Annotated in this window: 1 pseudogene; it reads left to right on the forward strand. The window is 77.6% G+C overall.

Annotated features, from left to right (window positions below):
* Positions 1–23 precede the first annotated feature (23 nt).
* Positions 24–19,922 (forward strand): annotated as a pseudogene (locus CKY47_RS21115) (type I polyketide synthase); the annotation flags it as partial.
* Between the last annotated feature and the right edge of the window lie 11 nt (positions 19,923–19,933).

Consider the following 19,933-nt stretch of genomic DNA (forward strand, 5'->3'; position numbering starts at 1 on the left):
CCGCCGTGGCCAGTGAAGACAAGCTGCTCGACTACCTCAAGCGGGCCACCGCCGACCTGCGCGACACCAAGCGCAGCCTCGACGAGGCACGGCGCCGCGAACGGGAGCCGATCGCGGTGGTCGGGATGGGCTGCCGGTTCCCCGGCGGCGTCGACGACCCGGAGCAGCTGTGGGAGCTGGTCGCGTCGGGCGGTGACGCCATCGGCGGTTTCCCCGCCGACCGGGGCTGGGACCTGGCCGCGCTCGGCGCGGCGGCGTCCACGGCGCGCGGCGGCTTCCTGGCCGGCGCGGGCGACTTCGACGCGGACTTCTTCGGCATCTCGCCGCGCGAGGCGCTGGCCATGGACCCGCAGCAGCGCCTGCTGCTGGAGGTCGCGTGGGAGGCGCTGGAGCGGGCCGGGCTCGACCCGACCGCCCTGCGCGGCGGCGACACCGGCGTGTTCGTCGGCACGAACGGCCAGGAGTACGGGCACCTCGTGCACGCCTCGGGCGCGGACGTCGAGGGCCACCTGGGCACCGGGAACGCGGCCAGCGTCCTGTCCGGCCGCCTGGCGTACGTGCTGGGCCTGGAGGGGCCGGCGGTCACCGTCGACACGGCGTGCTCGTCGTCCCTGGTCGCCCTGCACTGGGCCGCGCACGCCCTGCGCACCCGCGAGTGCGGGCTGGCGCTGGCCGGCGGCGTCACGGTGATGTCCGCGCCCGGCGCGTTCGTCGAGTTCTCCCGGCAGGGCGGCCTGGCCTCCGACGGCCGGTGCAAGGCGTTCGCCGACGGGGCGGACGGCACCGGCTGGTCCGAGGGCGTCGGCGTGCTCGTGCTCGAACGGCTGTCCGACGCCCGGCGCAACGGGCACCGCGTGCTGGCGGTCGTCCGGGGCTCGGCGGTCAACTCCGACGGCGCGTCCAACGGCCTGACCGCGCCCAACGGCCCGTCCCAGCGCCGGGTGATCTGGCAGGCGCTGGCCAACGCGGACCTGTCGCCGTCCGAGGTGGACGTCGTCGAGGCGCACGGCACCGGCACGTCGCTGGGCGACCCGATCGAGGCGCAGGCGCTGCTCGCGACCTACGGCCTCGACCGCGACGAACCCGCCTACCTGGGGTCGGTCAAGTCCAACCTGGGCCACACGCAGGCCGCCGCCGGCGTCGCGGGCGTGATCAAGGCCGTGCAGGCGATGCGGCACGGCGTGCTCCCCGCGACCCTGCACGTGACGCGCCCGACGACGGCCGTCGACTGGTCGGCGGGCCGCGTGGAGCTGCTGACCGAGGCCCGCGACTGGCCGGAGGTGGACCGGCCGCGCCGGGCCGCGGTGTCGTCGTTCGGCCTCAGCGGCACCAACGCGCACGTGATCCTGGAGCAGGCCCCGGACGCGGAACCCGCCGAACCCGCCGAGCCGGTCGCGAACGCGGTCCCGGTGCTGGTGTCGGCACGGGGCGCCGCCGCCCTGCGCGCGCAGGCCGCCAGGCTGCGCGACCACGTCGCCGGCTCCACCGCGCCGGTCGCCGACCTCGCGTTCTCGACCGCCACCACCAGGGCCGCGCTCGACCAGCGCGCCGCCGTCGTCGCCCGCGACCGCGAGGGGCTGCTGGCCGGCCTCGACGCGCTGGCCGCCGGCACGCCGCACCCCGACGTGCTCACCGGCACGCCCCTCCGGGGCGGCTTGGCCGCGCTGTTCGCCGGCCAGGGCTCGCAGCGCGCGGGCATGGGCCGCGAGCTGCACGCCCACCACCCCGTGTTCGCCGCCGCGCTGGACGAGGCGCTGGCCCTGCTCGACACGTCGACCGACGTGCTGTTCGCCGAGCCCGGCACGCCCGGCGCGGACCTGCTGGACTCCACCGACCACACCCAGGCCGCGCTGTTCGCGTTCGAGGTGGCGCTGTTCCGGCTCCTGGAGTCGTGGGGCGTCCGACCGGACTTCCTGCTCGGCCACTCCGTCGGCGAGATCGCCGCCGCGCACGTCGCGGGCGTCCTGACCCTCCCCGACGCCTGCCGCCTGGTCTCCGCGCGCGGCCGGCTCATGCGCGCCCTGCCCGGGGGCGGCGCGATGGTCGCCGTCCGCGCGGCCGAGGCAGACGTGCTGCCGCTCCTGCCGCCCGAGGTCGCCGTGGCGGCGGTGAACGGGCCCGGGTCCGTCGTCCTCGCCGGACCGGAGGACGCCGTGCTCGCCGTCGCCGAGCGCCTGGGCGACAGGGCCAGGCGGTTGCGGGTGAGCCACGCGTTCCACTCGCCGCTGATGGACCCCGTGCTCGACGAGTTCCGGGCCGTCGCCGAGGCGATCACCCACGCCGAGCCCGTCATCCCGATCGTGTCCACGGTGACCGGCGCGCCGCTGCGCCCCGAGAACTGGGGTTCGTCGGACTGGGCCGCCCACTGGGTCACCCAGGTCCGCTCCACCGTGCGGTTCGCCGACGGCGTGCGGCGGCTCGTGGACGACGGCGTCCGCACGCTCCTCGAGATCGGCCCCGACGGGTCCGTGTCCGGCATGGCGCAGGCGAGCGCCGGTCCCGCCGCGGTCGTGCCGACGCTGCGCCGCGACCGCGGCGAGGACGAGGCGCTGGCCGTCGCGGTCGGCGCGCTGGCCGTCGGCGGCACGCGCCCCGACTGGGCGGCGTTCCTCGGCCCGCGCACCGCGGTCGAGCTGCCGACCTACGCGTTCCGGCACGAGCGGTTCTGGCCGGAGGCGCCCGAGTCCGGCGAGGTCCGGGACGACGGCTTCTGGGACGTCCTGGCCTCCACCGACCTCGACCGGCTCAGCGCGGACCTCGACGTGGACGAGGCCGCCCTGGGCGCGGTCGTGCCCGCGCTGTCGGCGTGGCGGCGGCGCAGGCGCGAGCGGTTCGTCACCGACGGCCGCCGCTACCGCGCCACCTGGACCCCGGTCGAACCCGGCCCCGCCGGCGACACCGACCCGTGGCTGGTCGTCGTGCCCGCCGCGCACCTCGGCTCCGAGTGGGTGGGCCAGGTCGTCGCCGCGCTCGGCCCGACGGCCGTCGTGACACCGGAGGACCTCACCCGCGCCGGGCTCGTCGCGTCGCTGCGGCCCGCCCTGCTCGACGGGGCCGACTTCGGCGGCGTGCTGTCCCTGCTGGCCCTGGAGGACCCCACCGCCGGGGCGTGCCTGGTGCAGGCGCTCGGCGACCTCGGCGTGGACGCCCCGCTGTGGTGCGCCACCCGCGACGTCGAGGCGGACCCGGCGCAGGCCGCCGCCTGGGGCCTCGGCCGCGTCGCCGCCCTGGAGTACCCGCGCCGCTGGGGCGGGCTGGTCGACCTGCCCGCCGCGGTGGACGCCGCGACCGCCGTCCTGCTGCCGCGCGTGCTCGCCGGCGACGAGGACCAGGTGGCCGTGCGCGCCGACGGCGTGCTGGCCCGCCGCCTCGTCCCCGCGCCCGCCAGGACCGCGAACCCGTCCACCGCCTGGTCCGGCGACCGCGTGCTCGTCGCCGGCGGCACCGGCCGGGTCGGCTCGCGGGTCGCGCGACACCTGGCCCGCGCGGGCGTCCACCTGCTGCTCGTGGCCCGCACCGCCGACGCCGCCGCGCACGCCGACCTGCGCGCCGAACTCGAAGCGACCGGCTCGCGGGTCACGTTCGCCGCCTGCGACCTCACGGACCGCGCCGCCGTGGACGCCCTGCTCGCCGAGCACCCCGTGACGTCCGTCGTGCACGCCGTCGGCGTCCACGACGACCTGGTGGTCGACAGCGCCGACGCCGACCACCTCGCCCGCGCCCTGACCGGCGCGCGCACCGCCACCACCCTGCACGAGGCCACCGCCCACCTCGACCTCGCCGCGTTCGTCCTGTGCTCCTCGCTCACCGGCGTCACCGGGGTCCTCGGCCGCGCCGGGCACGCCGCCGCGCACGCCGTCCTCGACGCCCTCGCCGAGCACCGCCACGCCCGCAGCCTCCCCGCCACCTCCGTCGCCTGGGGACCGTGGGCGCTGCCGGACAACCCGGCCGCCACCGCGTTCGGGCGCGGTGTCGCGCCGCTCGACCCGGACTCCGCGCTGGACTCGCTGGACCTCGCGGTTGCCGAAGGGCTGCCGACGCTGACCGTCGCCGACGTGGACTGGTCGGCGTTCCTGGACCTGTCGCTGCTCAGCCGCCCCACGCCGCTGTTCGCCGACCTGCCGCAGGCCCGGCACGCCGTGGCCGCCGCCGAGGCCGACCGCACCGACGCCGGCACCACCGCCTCCGAACTGCGCGACCGCCTCGCCGCCATGCCCGAGGCCGACCGGGGCGCGGCGGTGCTCGACGCCGTCCGCACCGTCGCCGCGTCCGTGCTGCGCCGCACCGACCCCGCCGCCATCGAGGCCGACCGGCCGTTCCGGGACCTCGGGTTCGACTCGCTGACCGCCGTGGAGCTGCGCAACGGCCTCGGCGCGCTCACCGGCCTGAACCTGCCCGCCACCCTCGTGTTCGACCACCCGACGCCCGCCGTGCTCGCCGAGCACGTCCTCGCCGAGCTGGTCGGCGGCCCCGCGGCGCTCCTGCCGGGCGTCGCGCGCGCCGCCGTGGACGACGACCCCGTCGCGATCGTCGGCATGGCCTGCCGCTACCCGGGCGGGGTGCGCTCGCCCGAGGACCTGTGGGACCTGCTGGTGGAGGGGCGCGACGGCATCGGCCCGTTCCCCACCGACCGGGGCTGGGACCTGGACGTGCTGGCCGGCTCGGACTTCGGGTCGTCCCGCACCCGCGAGGGCGGTTTCCTGGAGGGCGCGGCGGGCTTCGACGCCGGGTTCTTCGAGATCTCCCCGCGCGAGGCGCTGGCCATGGACCCGCAGCAGCGCCTGCTGCTGGAGGTCACCTGGGAGTCGCTGGAACGCGCCGGCATCGACCCCGCGACCCTGCGCGGGCGGGACACCGGCGTGTTCGTCGGCACCAGTGGCCAGGACTACGCGGGCGTCGCCGCCCACGCCCACGAGGAGGTGCTGGGCCACCTCAACAGCGGCAACTCGGCCAGCGTCCTCTCCGGCCGCATCTCCTACGTGCTGGGCCTGGAGGGGCCGGCGGTCACCGTGGACACGGCGTGCTCGTCGTCCCTGGTGGCGCTGCACCTGGCCGCGCGGTCGCTGCGGGCGGGGGAGTGCTCGCTGGCGCTGGCCGGTGGCGTGATGGTGATGTCGACCCCGGCCGGGTTCATCGAGTTCAGCGAGCAGGGCGCGATGTCGGCCGACGGCCGCTGCCGCTCGTTCTCCGACGGCGCGGACGGCGTGGGCTGGTCCGAGGGCGTCGGCGTGCTGGTGCTCGAACGGCTCTCCGACGCGCGCCGCAACGGTCACGACGTGCTCGCGGTGGTGCGTGGTTCCGCCGTGAACCAGGACGGCGCGTCGAACGGCCTGACCGCGCCGAACGGCCCGTCGCAGCAGCGGGTCATCCGCGCCGCGCTGGCCAACGCGGGCCTCACCCCGTCCGACGTGGACCTCGTGGAGGCGCACGGCACCGGCACGACGCTCGGCGACCCGATCGAGGCGCAGGCCGTGCTCGCCGCCTACGGGCAGGACCGCGAGCGCCCGCTGCTGCTCGGCTCGATCAAGTCGAACATCGGCCACTCGCAGGCCGCCGCCGGCGTCGCGGGCGTGATCAAGGTCGTGCTGGCCATGCGCCACGGCCTGGCCCCGCGCAGCCTCCACCTCGACGCGCCGTCGTCCCACGTGGACTGGACGGCCGGTTCCGTCGAACTGCTGGACCGGGCCCGGTCGTGGCCGGAGACCGGCCGGCCGTGGCGCGCGGGCGTGTCCTCGTTCGGCGTCAGCGGCACCAACGCGCACACGATCATCGAGCAGGCCCCCGCCGCGCGGTCCGCGCCCGAACCGGTGGCCGCGCCCGAGCCGGCGGCGGACCGCGTCCTGCCGTGGGTGCTGTCCGCGAAGACCCCGGCCGCGCTGCGCGACCAGGCCGCCCGGCTGGCGGCGTTCCTCGGCGAGCGCACCGACCTGCGCACCGTCGACCTGGCGTACTCCCTGGTCACGAGCCGGTCGGCGTTCGCGCACCGCGCCGCCGTCGTGGCCGCCGACCGCGACGAGGCGATCGCCCGGCTGACCGCGTTCGCCGGGAACGGCGAGGGCGTCGTCGCGCGCGGCAGGCCCCGCACCGCGTTCGTCTTCGCCGGGCAGGGCTCCCAGCGCGCCCGGATGGGCTGCGAGCTGCACGCGGCGCACCCCGTGTTCGCCGCCGCCCTGGACGAGGTGGCCGCCGTGCTCGACGGCGAGCTGGGTTGGTCGCTGCGCGACGTGCTGCTCAACGGCGACCTGGACCGGACCGGGTTCGCCCAGCCCGCGCTGTTCGCGGTCGAGGTGGCGTTGTTCCGGCTGCTGGAGTCGGCGGGCGTGCGCCCGGACGTGCTGGTCGGGCACTCGGTGGGCGAGATCGCCGCCGCGCACGTGGCGGGCGTGTTCCCGCTGGCGGACGCGTGCCGCCTGGTGGTGGCGCGGGCGAACCTGATGCAGGCGCTCCCGGCCGGCGGTGCGATGGTCGCGGTGGCCGCACCCGAGGGCGTCGTCGCGCCGCTCCTGGTCGACGGCGTGTCGATCGCCGCCGTGAACGGCCCCGCGTCGCTGGTGGTCGCCGGTCCCGAGGACGCCGTGCTCGCGGTCGTGGCACGGCTGTCCGAGTACCGGACCACGCGGCTGCGGGTGAGTCACGCCTTCCACTCGGCGCTGATGGACCCGGTGCTGGACGACTTCCGGCGCGTCCTCGACGGCATCGCCTTCGCAGCGCCGCGCATCGCCCACGAGCCCACCTCGACGGGCGAGTGGGACTCGCCCGGGTACTGGGTCCGCCAGGTCCGGGACACCGTCCGGTTCGCCGACGCGGTGCGCGCCACGGGCGCCGCGCTGTTCGTCGAGGTCGGCCCGGACGGGTCGCTGACCGGCGCCGTGCAGGACGGCGCGCCGGACGGCGCGGTCGTCGTGCCGCTGCTGCGCCGCGACCGCGACGAGCCGACCGCCCTGGTCACCGCCCTCGCGCAGCTGCACACCGCCGGAGCCGGCGGCGTCCTGGCCGCCTTCGCGGGCACCGGCGCGCGACGCGTCGACCTGCCCACCTACGCCTTCCAGCACACCCGCTACTGGCCGCGCACCGCGGACGCCGCGGGCGACGTGTCCGCCGCCGGCCTGCGCCCGGCAGGCCACCCGCTGCTCGGCGCGGCCGTCGAGCTGCCCGACTCCGACGGGCACCTGTTCACGAGCAGCCTGTCCGTGCGCAGCCACCCGTGGCTCGCCGACCACGCCGTGCTCGGCGCGGTCGTCGTCCCCGGCACCGCCTACCTGGAGCTGGCCGTCCGCGCGGCCGACGAGGTCGGCTGCTCCCGGGTCGAGGAGCTGACGCTCCAGACCCCGCTCGTGCTGCCCGCCCGGGGCCGGGTGGACGTCCAGGTCGCCGTGGGCGCGCCCGCCGACGACGGCACGCGCCCGCTCACCGTGTACTCCCGCCCCGAGGCCGCCGACCAGCCGTGGACGCGGCACGCGACCGGCGTGCTGGCCGTCGCCGCCCTCCCCGCCGCGCCCGGCGGGGCCGAGTGGCCGCCGACCGGCGCGACCGCCGTGCCGCTGGACGGCTTCTACGCCGACCTCGCCGAGGGCGGGTTCGGCTACGGACCGGCGTTCCAGGGGCTCACCGCCGTGTGGCGGCGCGGCGAGGACGCCTTCGCCGAGGTCGTGCTGCCGGAGACCGACGACTCGGTGGACGCCTCCGCGTTCGCCCTGCACCCCGCGCTGCTCGACGCGGCCCTGCACGCCTCCGCGTTCGCCCTGCCCGACGGCGGTGGCGCGGGCCGCCTGCCGTTCTCCTGGTCCGGTGTCACCGTCCACGCGGGCGGCGCGGGCGCGGTCCGCGTCCGGTTGACCCCGGTCGGCCCGGACGCCGTGGCGCTGGCCGTGGCCGACGCGGACGGCGAGCCGGTCGCCACCGTCACCTCGCTGACCCTGCGCCCGGTCGCCGCCGACGCCCTCGACGCGCCGACCGCGCCGACCTCGGTGTTCCGCGTCGACTGGACGCCCGTGACCGCCGAGGCGACCCCGCTGGACGCGCCGGTCGTCGTCGGCCCGCACGACCTCGGCCTGCCCGGCGCGGTGCACCACACCGCCCTGGACGACCTGGACGCCGCGAGCGGCGTGGTGTTCGCCCCGGTCGAGGGCGACCCGTCACGGCCGGTGGAGTCCGCGCACGAGGTCGCGGTGCGGGTCCTGGAGCTGTGCCGGACCTGGGTGTCCGACACCCGGTTCGGCGACGCGGTCCTGGTCGTCGTCACGCGCGGCGCGATGTCCGTGCGCGGCGAGGACGTCGCCGACCTCGCCGCCGCCGGCGCGTGGGGCCTCGTGCGGTCCGCGCTGATGGAGGAACCCGGCCGCTTCGCCCTGGTGGACCTCGGCCCGGACGACCGGGCCGGGTCGCTGGCCGCCGTGCTCGCCGCCGCCGAACCGCAGGCCGCCGTGCGCGACGGCGAGGTGCTCGTGCCCCGCTTCGCCCGCGTGCCCGCCGACGCGCCCCGCCGCGAGTCGCCCCTGGTCGACCCGGACCGCGCGGTCCTCGTCGCCGGCGGCACGGGCGGCCTGGGCGGCCTGCTCGCCCGGCACCTGGTGGTGGACCACGGCGCGCGCAGGCTCGTGCTCGCCGGTCGCCGCGGACCGGCCGCGGCGGGCGTGGGCGACCTGGTCGCCGACCTGACCGGGTTGGGCGCGGAGGTCTCCGTGGCCGCCTGCGACTTCACCGACCGCGACGCCGTGCGCGCCCTCGTCGCCGCGCACCCGGTGGGCGCGGTCGTGCACGCCGCCGGTGTCCTGGACGACGGCGTGCTCTCGTCGCTGACGCCCGAGCGGATGGCGGGCGTGCTGCGGCCCAAGGTCGACGTGGCCTGGCACCTCCACGAGGCCACCGCCCACCTCGACCTGACCGCGTTCCTCGCCTACTCCTCGGTGTCCGGCACGCTCGGCAGCCCCGGCCAGGCCAACTACGCCGCCGCCAACGCCTGGGTCGACGCGCTCATGCAGCACCGCGCCGCCGCCGGTCTGCCCGCCCAGTCCCTGGTGTGGGGGCCGTGGGCGCAGGAGGGCGGCCTCACCGGCACGCTCACCGACGCCGACCTCCAGCGCATGGCCCGCTCCGGCATGCCCGCCATGCCCGCCGGGACCGGCCTCGCGCTGTTCGACGCGGCCGTGGCGACCGTCGAACCCGTGGCGGCGCCCCTGTACCTGGACCTGGCCGTGCTGCGCGGCCGGTTCGAGGTGCCCGCCCTGCTGAGGGGCCTCGTGCCGCCCACCCGCCGGTCCGCCGCCCGCGCCGGCTCCGACGCCGCCCGCGCGCTGTCCGACGTCCTGTCCGCGCTGCCCGTCGAGGAGCGGGCCGGCGCGCTGGCCGGGATGGTCGCCGAGCAGGTCGCCGTCGTCCTCGGGCACGGCACGGCCGACGCCGTGGACCCCGACCTGCCGTTCCGCGAACTCGGCTTCGACTCGCTGACCTCGGTCGACCTGCGCAACCGGCTCGGCGCGGCCACCGGCCTGCGGTTGCCCGCGACCCTGGTGTTCGACTACCCGACCCCGGCCGCGCTGGCCGCGTACCTCGGTGACGAACTGCTGGGCACGCTCGCCGACGCACCCACCGCCGCGCCGGCCACGCGCCCCTCCGACGACGACCCGATCGTCATCGTCGGCATGGGCTGCCGCTACCCCGGCGGGGTGCGCTCGCCCGAGGACCTGTGGCGGCTGGTCAGCGACGGCGTGGACGCGGTGACCGACTTCCCGACCGACCGCGGCTGGGACGTCGACAACCTCTACCACCCCGACCCCGCGCACCCCGGCACGTCGTACACGCGGTCCGGCGGGTTCCTGCACGAGGCGCCCGAGTTCGACGCGGCGTTCTTCGGCCTGTCGCCGCGCGAGGCGTTGGCCACCGACGCGCAGCAGCGGCTGCTGCTGGAGGCGTCCTGGGAGGCGGTCGAACGCGCGGGGGTGGACCCGGTGACGCTGCGCGGCAGCCGCACCGGCGTCTTCGTCGGCGTCATGTACAGCGACTACGCGTTCACCCTGTTCAACGTCGCCGACGCCGAGGGCTACGGCGGCAACGGCAGCGGCGGCAGCATCGCGTCCGGTCGGGTCGCCTACACCCTGGGCCTGGAGGGCCCGGCGATCACCGTCGACACGGCCTGCTCGTCGTCCCTGGTCACCCTGCACCTCGCGGCGCAGGCGCTGCGCCAGGGCGAGTGCGACCTGGCGCTGGCGGGCGGCGTGACCGTCATGTCCACGCCCAACGTGTTCGTCGACTACAGCCGGCAGCGCGGCGTGTCCCCGGACGGCCGCTGCAAGTCGTTCTCCGACAGCGCCGACGGCGTGGGCTGGGGCGAGGGCGTCGGCATCCTGGTGCTGGAGCGGTTGTCCGACGCGCGGCGCAACGGGCACGACGTGCTCGCGGTGGTGCGTGGTTCCGCCGTGAACCAGGACGGCGCGTCGAACGGCCTGACCGCGCCGAACGGCCCGTCGCAGCAGCGGGTGATCCGCGCCGCGCTGGCCAACGCCGGCCTCACCCCGTCCGACGTGGACGTGGTCGAGGCGCACGGCACCGGCACGACGCTCGGCGACCCGATCGAGGCGCAGGCCGTCCTCGCCACCTACGGCCAGGAGCGGGAACGGCCCCTGCTGCTCGGCTCGATCAAGTCGAACCTGGGCCACACCCAGGCGGCGGCGGGCGTCGCGGGCGTCATCAAGGTCGTCATGGCGATGCGGCACGGGATCGTGCCGCGCACCCTGCACCTCGGCACCCCATCGTCCCACGTGGACTGGGACGCGGGCGACGTGGACCTGTTGCCCGAGCCGGTGCCGTGGCCGGAGACCGGCCGGGTGCGCCGCGCGGGCGTGTCGTCGTTCGGCATCAGCGGCACCAACGCGCACACCGTCATCGAGCAGTGGCCCGCCGCACCGACCCGACCCGCCGCCGTCGTCACGCCGGCCGCCGTGCCGCTCGTGGTGACCGCCAAGACGCCCGAGGCGCTGCGCGACCAGGCCGCCCGGCTGGCGGCGCACCTGGCGACCGCCGACCTGCTCGACACCGCGTTCTCCCTGGCCACCACTCGCTCGTGGTTCGAGCACCGGACCGCCGTCACCGCCGTGGCGAAGGCCGACGCCATCGGGGCGCTGACCGCGTTCGCCGAGGGCGGCACGTCGACCGCCGTGCGCGGCAGGGCCCGCGTCGGCCTGCTGTTCGCCGGCCAGGGCGCGCAGCGGGTCGGCATGGGGGAGGAGCTGGCCGCCCGCCACCCGGTGTTCGCGGACGCCCTCGCCGAGGTGTACGCCGCGCTCGACGCCGAACTCGGCCTGTCGCTGCGCGAGGTCGTCACCTCCGGTGACGGGCGGCTGGACGACACGGCGTTCACCCAGCCCGCCCTGTTCGCGGTCGAGGTCGCCCTGTTCCGCCTCGTGCGCTCGTGGGGCGTGCGGCCGGACGTGCTGGTCGGCCACTCCGTCGGCGAGATCGCCGCCGCGCACGTCGCCGGCGTGCTGTCCCTGGCCGACGCGGCCCGCATGGTCGTCGCGCGCGGCCGGTTGATGTCCGCGCTGCCGGCCGGCGGGGCGATGGTGTCGGTGCGCGCCTCGGTGGACGACGTCGCGGCCGTGCTGGACGACGACGTGGTGCTCGCCGCCGTGAACGCCCCGGACGCCCTGGTGATCGCCGGCCCGGAGGACCGCGTGCTGGCCGCCGCGGACCGGTTGGCCGACGCCGGTCACCGCACGCGCCGGCTCGCCGTGAGCCACGCCTTCCACTCCCCGCTGATGGACCCGGTCCTGGACGACTTCCGGGCCGTCGTCGAGGGGCTGTCGTTCGCGCCGCCGCGGGTCCCGATCACCTCCACGGTGACCGCACGACCGCTGGACGCGGACACCGCCTGCTCGCCGGACTACTGGGTGGACCAGGTTCGGCGGACCGTGCTCTTCGCCGACGCCGTGGCGTCCCTGGAGGTCGCGGTGCTGCTGGAGATCGGGCCGGACGGCTCGCTCAGCGCCGCCACCGGGGCCGTCCCGCTGCTGCGGCGCGGCACCGGCGAGGAAGTCTCCGCCGCCACCGCGCTCGGCCGCCTCGCGGTGGCGGGCGTGCCCGTGGCGTGGGCGGAGGTGTTCGCGGGCACCGGCGCGCGGCGCACCGACCTGCCGACCTACGCCTTCCAGCACCGCCACTACTGGCCGCAGGGACTGCGGCTGATGGCCGGCGGCCTGGGCAGCCTCGGCCTGCGCGACTCCGGCCACCCGCTGCTCGCCGCGAGCGTCGAGCTGACCGAGACCGGCGGCCACCTGTTCACCGGCAGCCTGTCCCTCGACACGCACCCGTGGCTCGCCGACCACGCCGTGCTGGGCGCGGCGATCCTGCCCGGCACCGCGTTCCTCGACCTCGCCGCGCACGCCGCCACCGAGGCCGGGTGCGGTCGGGTGGAGGAGCTGACCCTCGCCGCGCCGCTCGTCCTGCCCGAGCGCGGCTCCGTCGTGGTCCAGGTGGCCGTCGGCGCGGCCGACGACACCGGCGCGCGGTCCCTGACCGTCCACTCGCGACCGGAGGACGACGACGGCCCGTGGACCCGGCACGCCACCGGCACCGCCACCCCCGCCGCCGGTGACCCCCCGGCCGGTGATCCCGCCGCCGGGCCGGCCGCGTGGCCGCCCGCCGACGCCGAGCCGGTCGACCTCGACGGGTTCTACGAGCGCGCCGCCGCCGACGGCTTCGCCTACGGCCCGGTGTTCCAGGGCCTGACCTCGGTGTGGCGCGCGGGCGGCGCGGTGCACGTGGAGACCGACCTGCCCGAGGAGCACCGGGCGGCGGCGGGCGCGTTCGGCGTGCACCCGGCGCTGCTCGACGCGGTGCTCCAGGCCGTCGGCTTCGCCGGGCTGGAGGGCGGTCGACTGCCCTTCTCCTGGCGCGGCGCGACCCTGCACGCCACCGGCGCCACCTCGTTGCGCGCGACCGTGACCCCGACCGGGCGGAACGAGGTGTCCCTGCGCGTGTCGGACGGCGCGGGCGACCCGGTCGCCACCGTCGAGGGCCTGGTGCTGCGCGAGGTGGCGGCCGGCCAGGTCGCCGGCCCCACCACGCGGGACGCGCTGTTCGGCGTCGACTGGGTGCCGGTGCCGACCACCGCGGCGACCACGGCGGGCTGTGCCGCCCTCGGGGCGCCGGTCCCCGGCCTCGACCTGCCGGTGTACGCGGACCTGGCCGGGCTGGTGGCGGCGGAGGACGTGCCCGGCGCGGTCGCCGTGCCGGTCGGGAAGGCCGGAGGCGACCTCCCCGCGTCCGTCCGGGCCACCGCGGGCGCGGCGCTCGACCTGCTCCGGCGGTGGTTCGCCGAACCCCGCCTCGCCGCCACCCGCCTGGTGCTCGTCACGTCCGGCGCGACCGGCGACGACCCGGACCCGGCCCTCGCCGCCGCGTGGGGCCTCGCCCGCACCGCCCAGACCGAGAACCCGGGGCGCGTCACGCTCGTCGACCTCGACGGGACGCCCGCCTCGGCCGCCGCGCTGCCCGGTGCGGTCGCCACCGGCGAGCCCCAACTGGTCCTGCGCGACGGCAACGCCCGCGCCGCCCGGCTGGTGCGCGTCACCGCGCGCCCCGCCGAGCCGTGGACCGGCACCGTGCTGATCACCGGCGGCACGGGCGGGCTGGGCGCGCTGCTCGCCCGCCACCTCGTCACCGCGCACGGCGTCGGGCACCTGGTGCTGGCCGGTCGACGCGGACCCGACGCGCCGGGTGCGGCCGACCTCGCCGCCGACCTGACCGGGCTGGGCGCCCGGGTCGACGTGGTCCGCTGCGACACCACCGACCGCGACCAGGTGGCCGCGCTGCTCGCCGAGCACCCGCCGTCCGCCGTGGTGCACGCGGCGGGCGTGCTCGACGACGGCGTCCTCGACTCCCTCGACCAGGCCCGGCTCGACCGGGTGATCCGGCCGAAGGTCGAGGCGGCCTGGCACCTGCACGAGCTGTTCACCGGGCCGCTGGTGCTGTTCTCGTCCGTCGCGGGCGCGCTCGGCGCGGCCGGCCAGGGCAACTACGCCGCCGCCAACGCCGCGCTCGACGCCCTCGCCGCCCACCGCGCCGCGCGCGGGCTGCCCGTGCGCTCGCTGGCGTGGGGCGCCTGGGCGCGGGCGGAGGGCATGCTCGGCGGGCTCGCCGAGGCCGACGTGGCCCGCATGACCCGGTCCGGCCTGCCGCCGCTGAGCGAGGAACTGGGCCTGGCCCTGTTCGACGCCACCGCGTTCGGCGACCTCGACCGCCCGGCCGTGCTGCCGGTGCGGGTGGACCTGGCCGCCCTGCGCGCCGCGCCCGAGGTGCCGCCGCTGTTCCGCGCCCTGGTCAAGCAGACCGCGCGCCGGGCCTCGGCCGGCGCGGGCGAGCTGGCCCGCACCCTGCGCGACCGGTCTCCCGCCGAACGGCTGCGGTTCGTGCTCGACCAGGTCCGCGCCCAGGTCGCCCAGGTCCTCGGGCACGCCTCGGCCGGCGACATCGAGCCCGAGCGGGCGTTCGGCGAGATCGGCTTCGACTCGCTGACCGCCGTGGAGCTGCGCAACAACCTCACCGCCGCCACCGGGCTGCGGCTGCCCGCGACCCTGGTGTTCGACCACCCGACGCCGCTGGCGCTCGCCGGGCACATCCTGTCCGAAGTGGACGGTGAACCGGTCGGGGCGGTCACGGCCCCCGCGACCGCCGCCGCCGACGACGACCCCGTCGTGATCGTCGGCATGGCCTGCCGCTACCCGGGTGGCATCACCACGCCCGAGGAGCTGTGGCGGTTCCTGGTGGCCGGCGGGGACGCCGTGACGGGTTTCCCGACCGACCGCGGCTGGGACCTGGACGGCGTGGACGACCTGGAGGTCCCCCGCGACGTGCGGCAAGGCGGCTTCCTGCACGACGCGGGCGACTTCGACGCCGACTTCTTCGGCATGAGCCCGCGCGAGGCCGTCGCCACCGACGCCCAGCAGCGCCTGCTGCTGGAGACCTCCTGGGAGGCCTGCGAACGGGCCGGCGTCCCGCCGCGCACCCTGCGAGGCAGCCGCACCGGCGTGTTCGTCGGCGTCATGTACAGCGACTACGGGATGCTGCTGCGCGGCGACTCCGAGACCGGCGGCTACCAGGGCAACGGCAGCGCGGGCAGCGTCGCGTCCGGCCGGGTGTCCTACACCCTCGGCCTGGAGGGACCGGCCGTCACGGTCGACACGGCGTGCTCGTCGTCCCTGGTGTCCCTGCACCTGGCCGCGCAGTCGCTGCGCTCCGGGGAGTGCTCGCTGGCGCTGGCCGGCGGCGTCACGGTGATGGCCACGCCCACGCCGTTCGCCGAGTTCATCGCCCAGCGCGGCCTGTCGTCCGACGGCCGGTGCAAGTCGTTCTCCGACACCGCCGACGGCGTGGGCTGGTCCGAGGGCGTCGGCGTGCTCGTGCTCGAACGGCTCTCCGACGCCCGCCGCAACGGCCACGACGTGCTCGCGGTGGTCCGGGGCAGCGCGGTGAACCAGGACGGCGCGTCCAACGGGCTCACCGCGCCCAACGGCCCGTCCCAGCAGCGCGTGATCCGGCAGGCCCTCGCGGGCGGCGGGCTGAGCCCGTCCGACGTGGACGTGGTCGAGGCGCACGGCACCGGCACCACGCTCGGCGACCCGATCGAGGCGCAGGCGCTGCTGGCCACCTACGGCCAGGACCGCGACGAGCCGCTGCTGCTCGGCTCGATCAAGTCCAACCTCGGCCACACCCAGGCCGCGGCAGGCGTCGCGGGCATCATCAAGGTGGTGCTGGCCATGCGCCACGGCCGCCTGCCGCGCACCCTGCACGTCACCGAGCCGTCCCGCCAGGTCGACTGGACCGAGGGCAGCGTGCGGCTGCTCACCGAGACCACCGACTGGCCCGACACCGGGCGTCCCCGCCGGGCGGGCGTGTCGTCGTTCGGCATCAGCGGCACCAACGCGCACGTCATCGTCGAACAACCCCCGGCCGCGCCGACGGGTGCGCGCGGCGAGGCCGGCGCGGTGCCGTGGGTGCTGTCCGCCCGCGGCGGCGGCGCGCTGCGGGCACAGGCCCGCCGCCTGCTCGACCACCTGCTGGACCGGGCGGAGGACCCGGCCGCCGTCGGCCGCACGCTCGCCTCGGGCCGGTCCGCGCTGGAGCACCGGGCGGCCGTCGTCGGGACCACCGAGGAGGAGTTGCACGCCGGGCTCGCCGCGCTCGCCGAGGGGCGCACCGCACCCGGCCTGGTCGAGGCGGTCGTCCGGGACGCCCCGCGCGTGGCGCTGCTGTTCGCCGGCCAGGGCGCGCAGCGGGTCGGCATGGGAACCGGGCTCGCCGCCCGCTTCCCGGTGTTCGCCGCCGCGCTCGACGAGGTCACCGCCGAGGTCGACGCCGAGCTGCGCACGTCCGGACCGGGCACGTCGGGGCCGGGCGTCTCCCTGCGCGACGTCGTGGCCGGCGGCGACCGGCTGGACGACACCGCGTTCGCCCAGCCCGCGCTGTACTGCCTGGAGGTCGCGCTGCACCGGCTCGTCGAGTCGTTCGGCGTGCGCCCGGACGTGCTGGTCGGGCACTCGATCGGCGAGATCGCGGCGGCCCGCGTCGCCGGGGTGCTGTCCGGCCCCGACGCGGCGAAGCTCGTCGTGGCCCGGGGCCGGCTCATGTCCGCGCTGCCCCCGGGCGGGGCGATGGTCGCCGTCCGGGCGTCCGAGGACGAGGTGCGGCCCCTGCTCGACGAGCGGGTCGACCTCGCCGCCGTCAACGGTCCGCACGCGGTCGTGGTCGCGGGCGACGCCGCCGCCGTGGAGGACTTGGCCGCGCACTTCGCCGCGCTCGGCCGCAAGACCACCCGCCTGCGGGTGAGCCACGCCTTCCACTCGCCGCTGGTGGAACCGGTGCTCGACGCGTTCCGCGAGGTCGTCGCCGGGCTGTCGTTCGCCGAGCCGCGCGTGCCGATCACGTCCACGGTGACCGGCGGCGACGCCGACGTGACCGATCCCGAGTACTGGGTACGGCACGTGCGGGCGACCGTCCGCTACCACGACGCCGTGGCGTGGTGCCGGGACAACGGCGTCGGCGTCCTGCTGGAACTGGGCCCCGACGGCACGCTGACCGCCCTCGCGGAGGAGACCCTGGACGGCGCGGCGGTCGCGCTGCCCGTGCTGCGCGCGGACCGGGACGAGCACACCTCCGCCGTCACCGCGCTGGCCCGCCTGCACACCGCGGGTGTCGGCGTGGACCTCACGCCGCTGTTCGCCGGCGCGGACCGGGCCGACCTGCCCACCTACGCCTTCCAGCACCGCCGCTTCTGGCCGAAGCCGCAGGCCCAGGCCGGGGACGCGGCGTCGATCGGGCTCGGCGCGGCCGTGCACCCGATGCTCGGCGGCGCGGTCGAGCTGCCGGACTCCGACGGACTGCTCGGCACCGGCAGGCTGTCCACCCGCACCCACCCGTGGCTGGCCGACCACGTCGTCTTCGGCACCACCCTGGTGCCGGGCACGGCCATGCTGGAACTGGCGGTGTGGGCCGGCGACCGGATCGGCTGCGGCGCGGTCCGCGAGCTGACCCTGGAGGCGCCGCTGGCGCTGCCCGAGGCGGGCGCGCAGGTCCAGGTGACCGTGGGCGGCGCGGACGGGAGCGGCGAGCGGGCGGTCCGGGTGCACTCCCGGACGTCGGCCGACGCGCCGTGGCAGCGCAACGCGAGCGGCGTCCTCGGGGCGTCGGAGGGCGCCCCCGGGACGATGCCCCCGGAGTGGCCGCCCGCCGGCGCCGACCCGGTGGACCTGTCCGACGTCTACGAGCGGTTCGCCGACTCCGGCTTCGACTACGGCCCGGCGTTCCGGTGCCTGCGCGCGGCGTGGCGGCGCGACGGCGAGGTGTTCGCGGAGCTGGCGCTCCCGGACCCCGCCGAGGCGGCGGGCTTCGTGCTGCACCCCGGCCTGCTCGACGCGGCGCTCCAGGCGTCCGCGCTGCTCGACCTGACCGGGGCGGGCACCCCGCTGCTGCCGTTCAACTGGGGTGACGCGACCGTGCACGCCTCGGGCGCGACGGCGCTGCGGGTGCGGCTCGTGCCCGACGGCGACGCGGTGGCGCTCACCGCCACCGACCCGGCCGGCGCGCCCGTGGTGTCGGTGCGGTCGCTGGCGCTGCGCGCGGTCGACCCGGCCGTCCTCGGCGCCACCGCGCCCGCCCCGGACCCGCTGCTGCGCGTCACCTGGTCGCCGGTGCGGGTGACCCCGGGCGAGGGCCGCTGGGCGCCGCTGCCCGAGGTGGACCGGGACGACCTGCCGGACGTCGTGCTGGCCGGACCGCCGGCCACGGCGGGCCTGCCGACGCCCCGGGCGGTGCGCGTCGCGACCGGCTGGGCGCTGGGCGTGCTGCACGACTGGCTCGCCGACCCGCGCTGCGCCGACGCGCTGCTGGTGTTCGGCACCCGCGGCGGGGTGGACGCCACCGGGGCGGACGACGTCGACGTGGCCGCGGCGGCGGTGTGGGGCCTGGTGCGCAGCGCGCAGGCCGAGCACCCCGGCCGGTTCGCGCTCGTCGACGCCGACGACCCGGGCCCGTCCCTCGCGGCGGCCCTGGCGAGCGGCGAGGACCAGGTCGCCGTGCGCGACGACGAGGTCCTCGTGCCCCGCCTCGCGCCGATCGCCACGACCGCCCCCGACCACCCGGCCTGGGACCCGGACGGCACCGTCCTGGTCACCGGCGGCACGGGCGGCCTCGGCGGGCTGCTGGCCCGCCACCTGGCCGGGCGCGGCGTGCGGGACCTGCTGCTGGTCAGCAGGCGCGGCGCGGCGGCCGACGGGGTGGACGCGCTGGTCGCGGACCTCGCCGGGCTGGGCGCGCGGGCGCGGGTCGCGGCCTGCGACGTGGCCGATCGGGACGCCGTCGCCGCCCTGCTGGACGCCGCGGGCCACCTGGCCGCCGTGGTGCACACCGCCGGTGTGCTCGACGACGGCGTGCTGGACGCGCTCACCCCGGACCGGTTCGACACCGTCCTCCGGCCCAAGGTCGACGCCGCGTGGCACCTGCACGAGCTGACCGACGCGCCACTGGTGCTGTACTCGTCGGTCGCGGGCACGTTCGGCAACGCGGGCCAGGCGAACTACGCCGCCGCCAACGCCGCGCTGGACGCCCTCGCCGCGCACCGCCGGGCCTCGGGCCTGCCGGGGCAGTCCCTCGTGTGGGGCGCCTGGTCTGCCGACGCGGGCATGACCGGCGGGCTGTCCGAGGCCGAACTGGCCAGGCTGGCCCGCATGGGCACGCCCGCGCTGACCCCGGCGGAGGGGCTGGACCGGTTCGACCGGGCCGTGGCCCTGCCCGACCCGGTGGTGGTGGCGCTGCGGCTGGACAAGGCCGCGCTGCGCGCCGCGGGGGCCGTGCCGCCGCTGCTGTCGGCCCTGGTGCCGCCGGTCGCCCGGCGCGCCGTCGAGACCGTGCCCGCCGACCTCGCCGAACGGCTGCGCGCCCTGCCCGCCGGGGAACGCCTGGCCGCCGTGCACGCCGTGGTGGCCGACCAGGTGGCGGCCGTGCTCGGGCACGAGCGCGCCGACTTCGACCCCGGTCGCGGGTTCACCGACCTCGGGTTCGACTCGCTCACCGCGGTCGAGCTGCGCAACCGGCTCGGCGCGGTGTCCGGGCTGCGGCTGCCCGCGACGCTGGTGTTCGACCACCCGACGGTCGACGCCGTGTCCCGGCTCCTGCTCGACGGCCTCGCGCCGGCGGAGCCGGACGGGGCGCGGGCCGCGGTCGCCGAGCTGGAGCGGCTCGACCGGGTGCTCGCCGACGTGGACGACGGCGACCCGGACGCGCGGCAGGAGGTCACCGACCGGTTGAGGTCGCTGCTGCTGCGCTGGACCGGCGGCACGACCGCCGAACCCAGCGCGGTCGGCGCCCGGATCAGCACCGCCGGGGCGGACGACCTCTTCGACTTCATCGACAACGAGCTGCGCATCGACTAGCGGGGACGGCA

The organism is Saccharothrix longispora (genome assembly GCF_030852425.1).
In the GTDB taxonomy this organism is placed as follows: domain Bacteria; phylum Actinomycetota; class Actinomycetes; order Mycobacteriales; family Pseudonocardiaceae; genus Actinosynnema; species Actinosynnema longispora.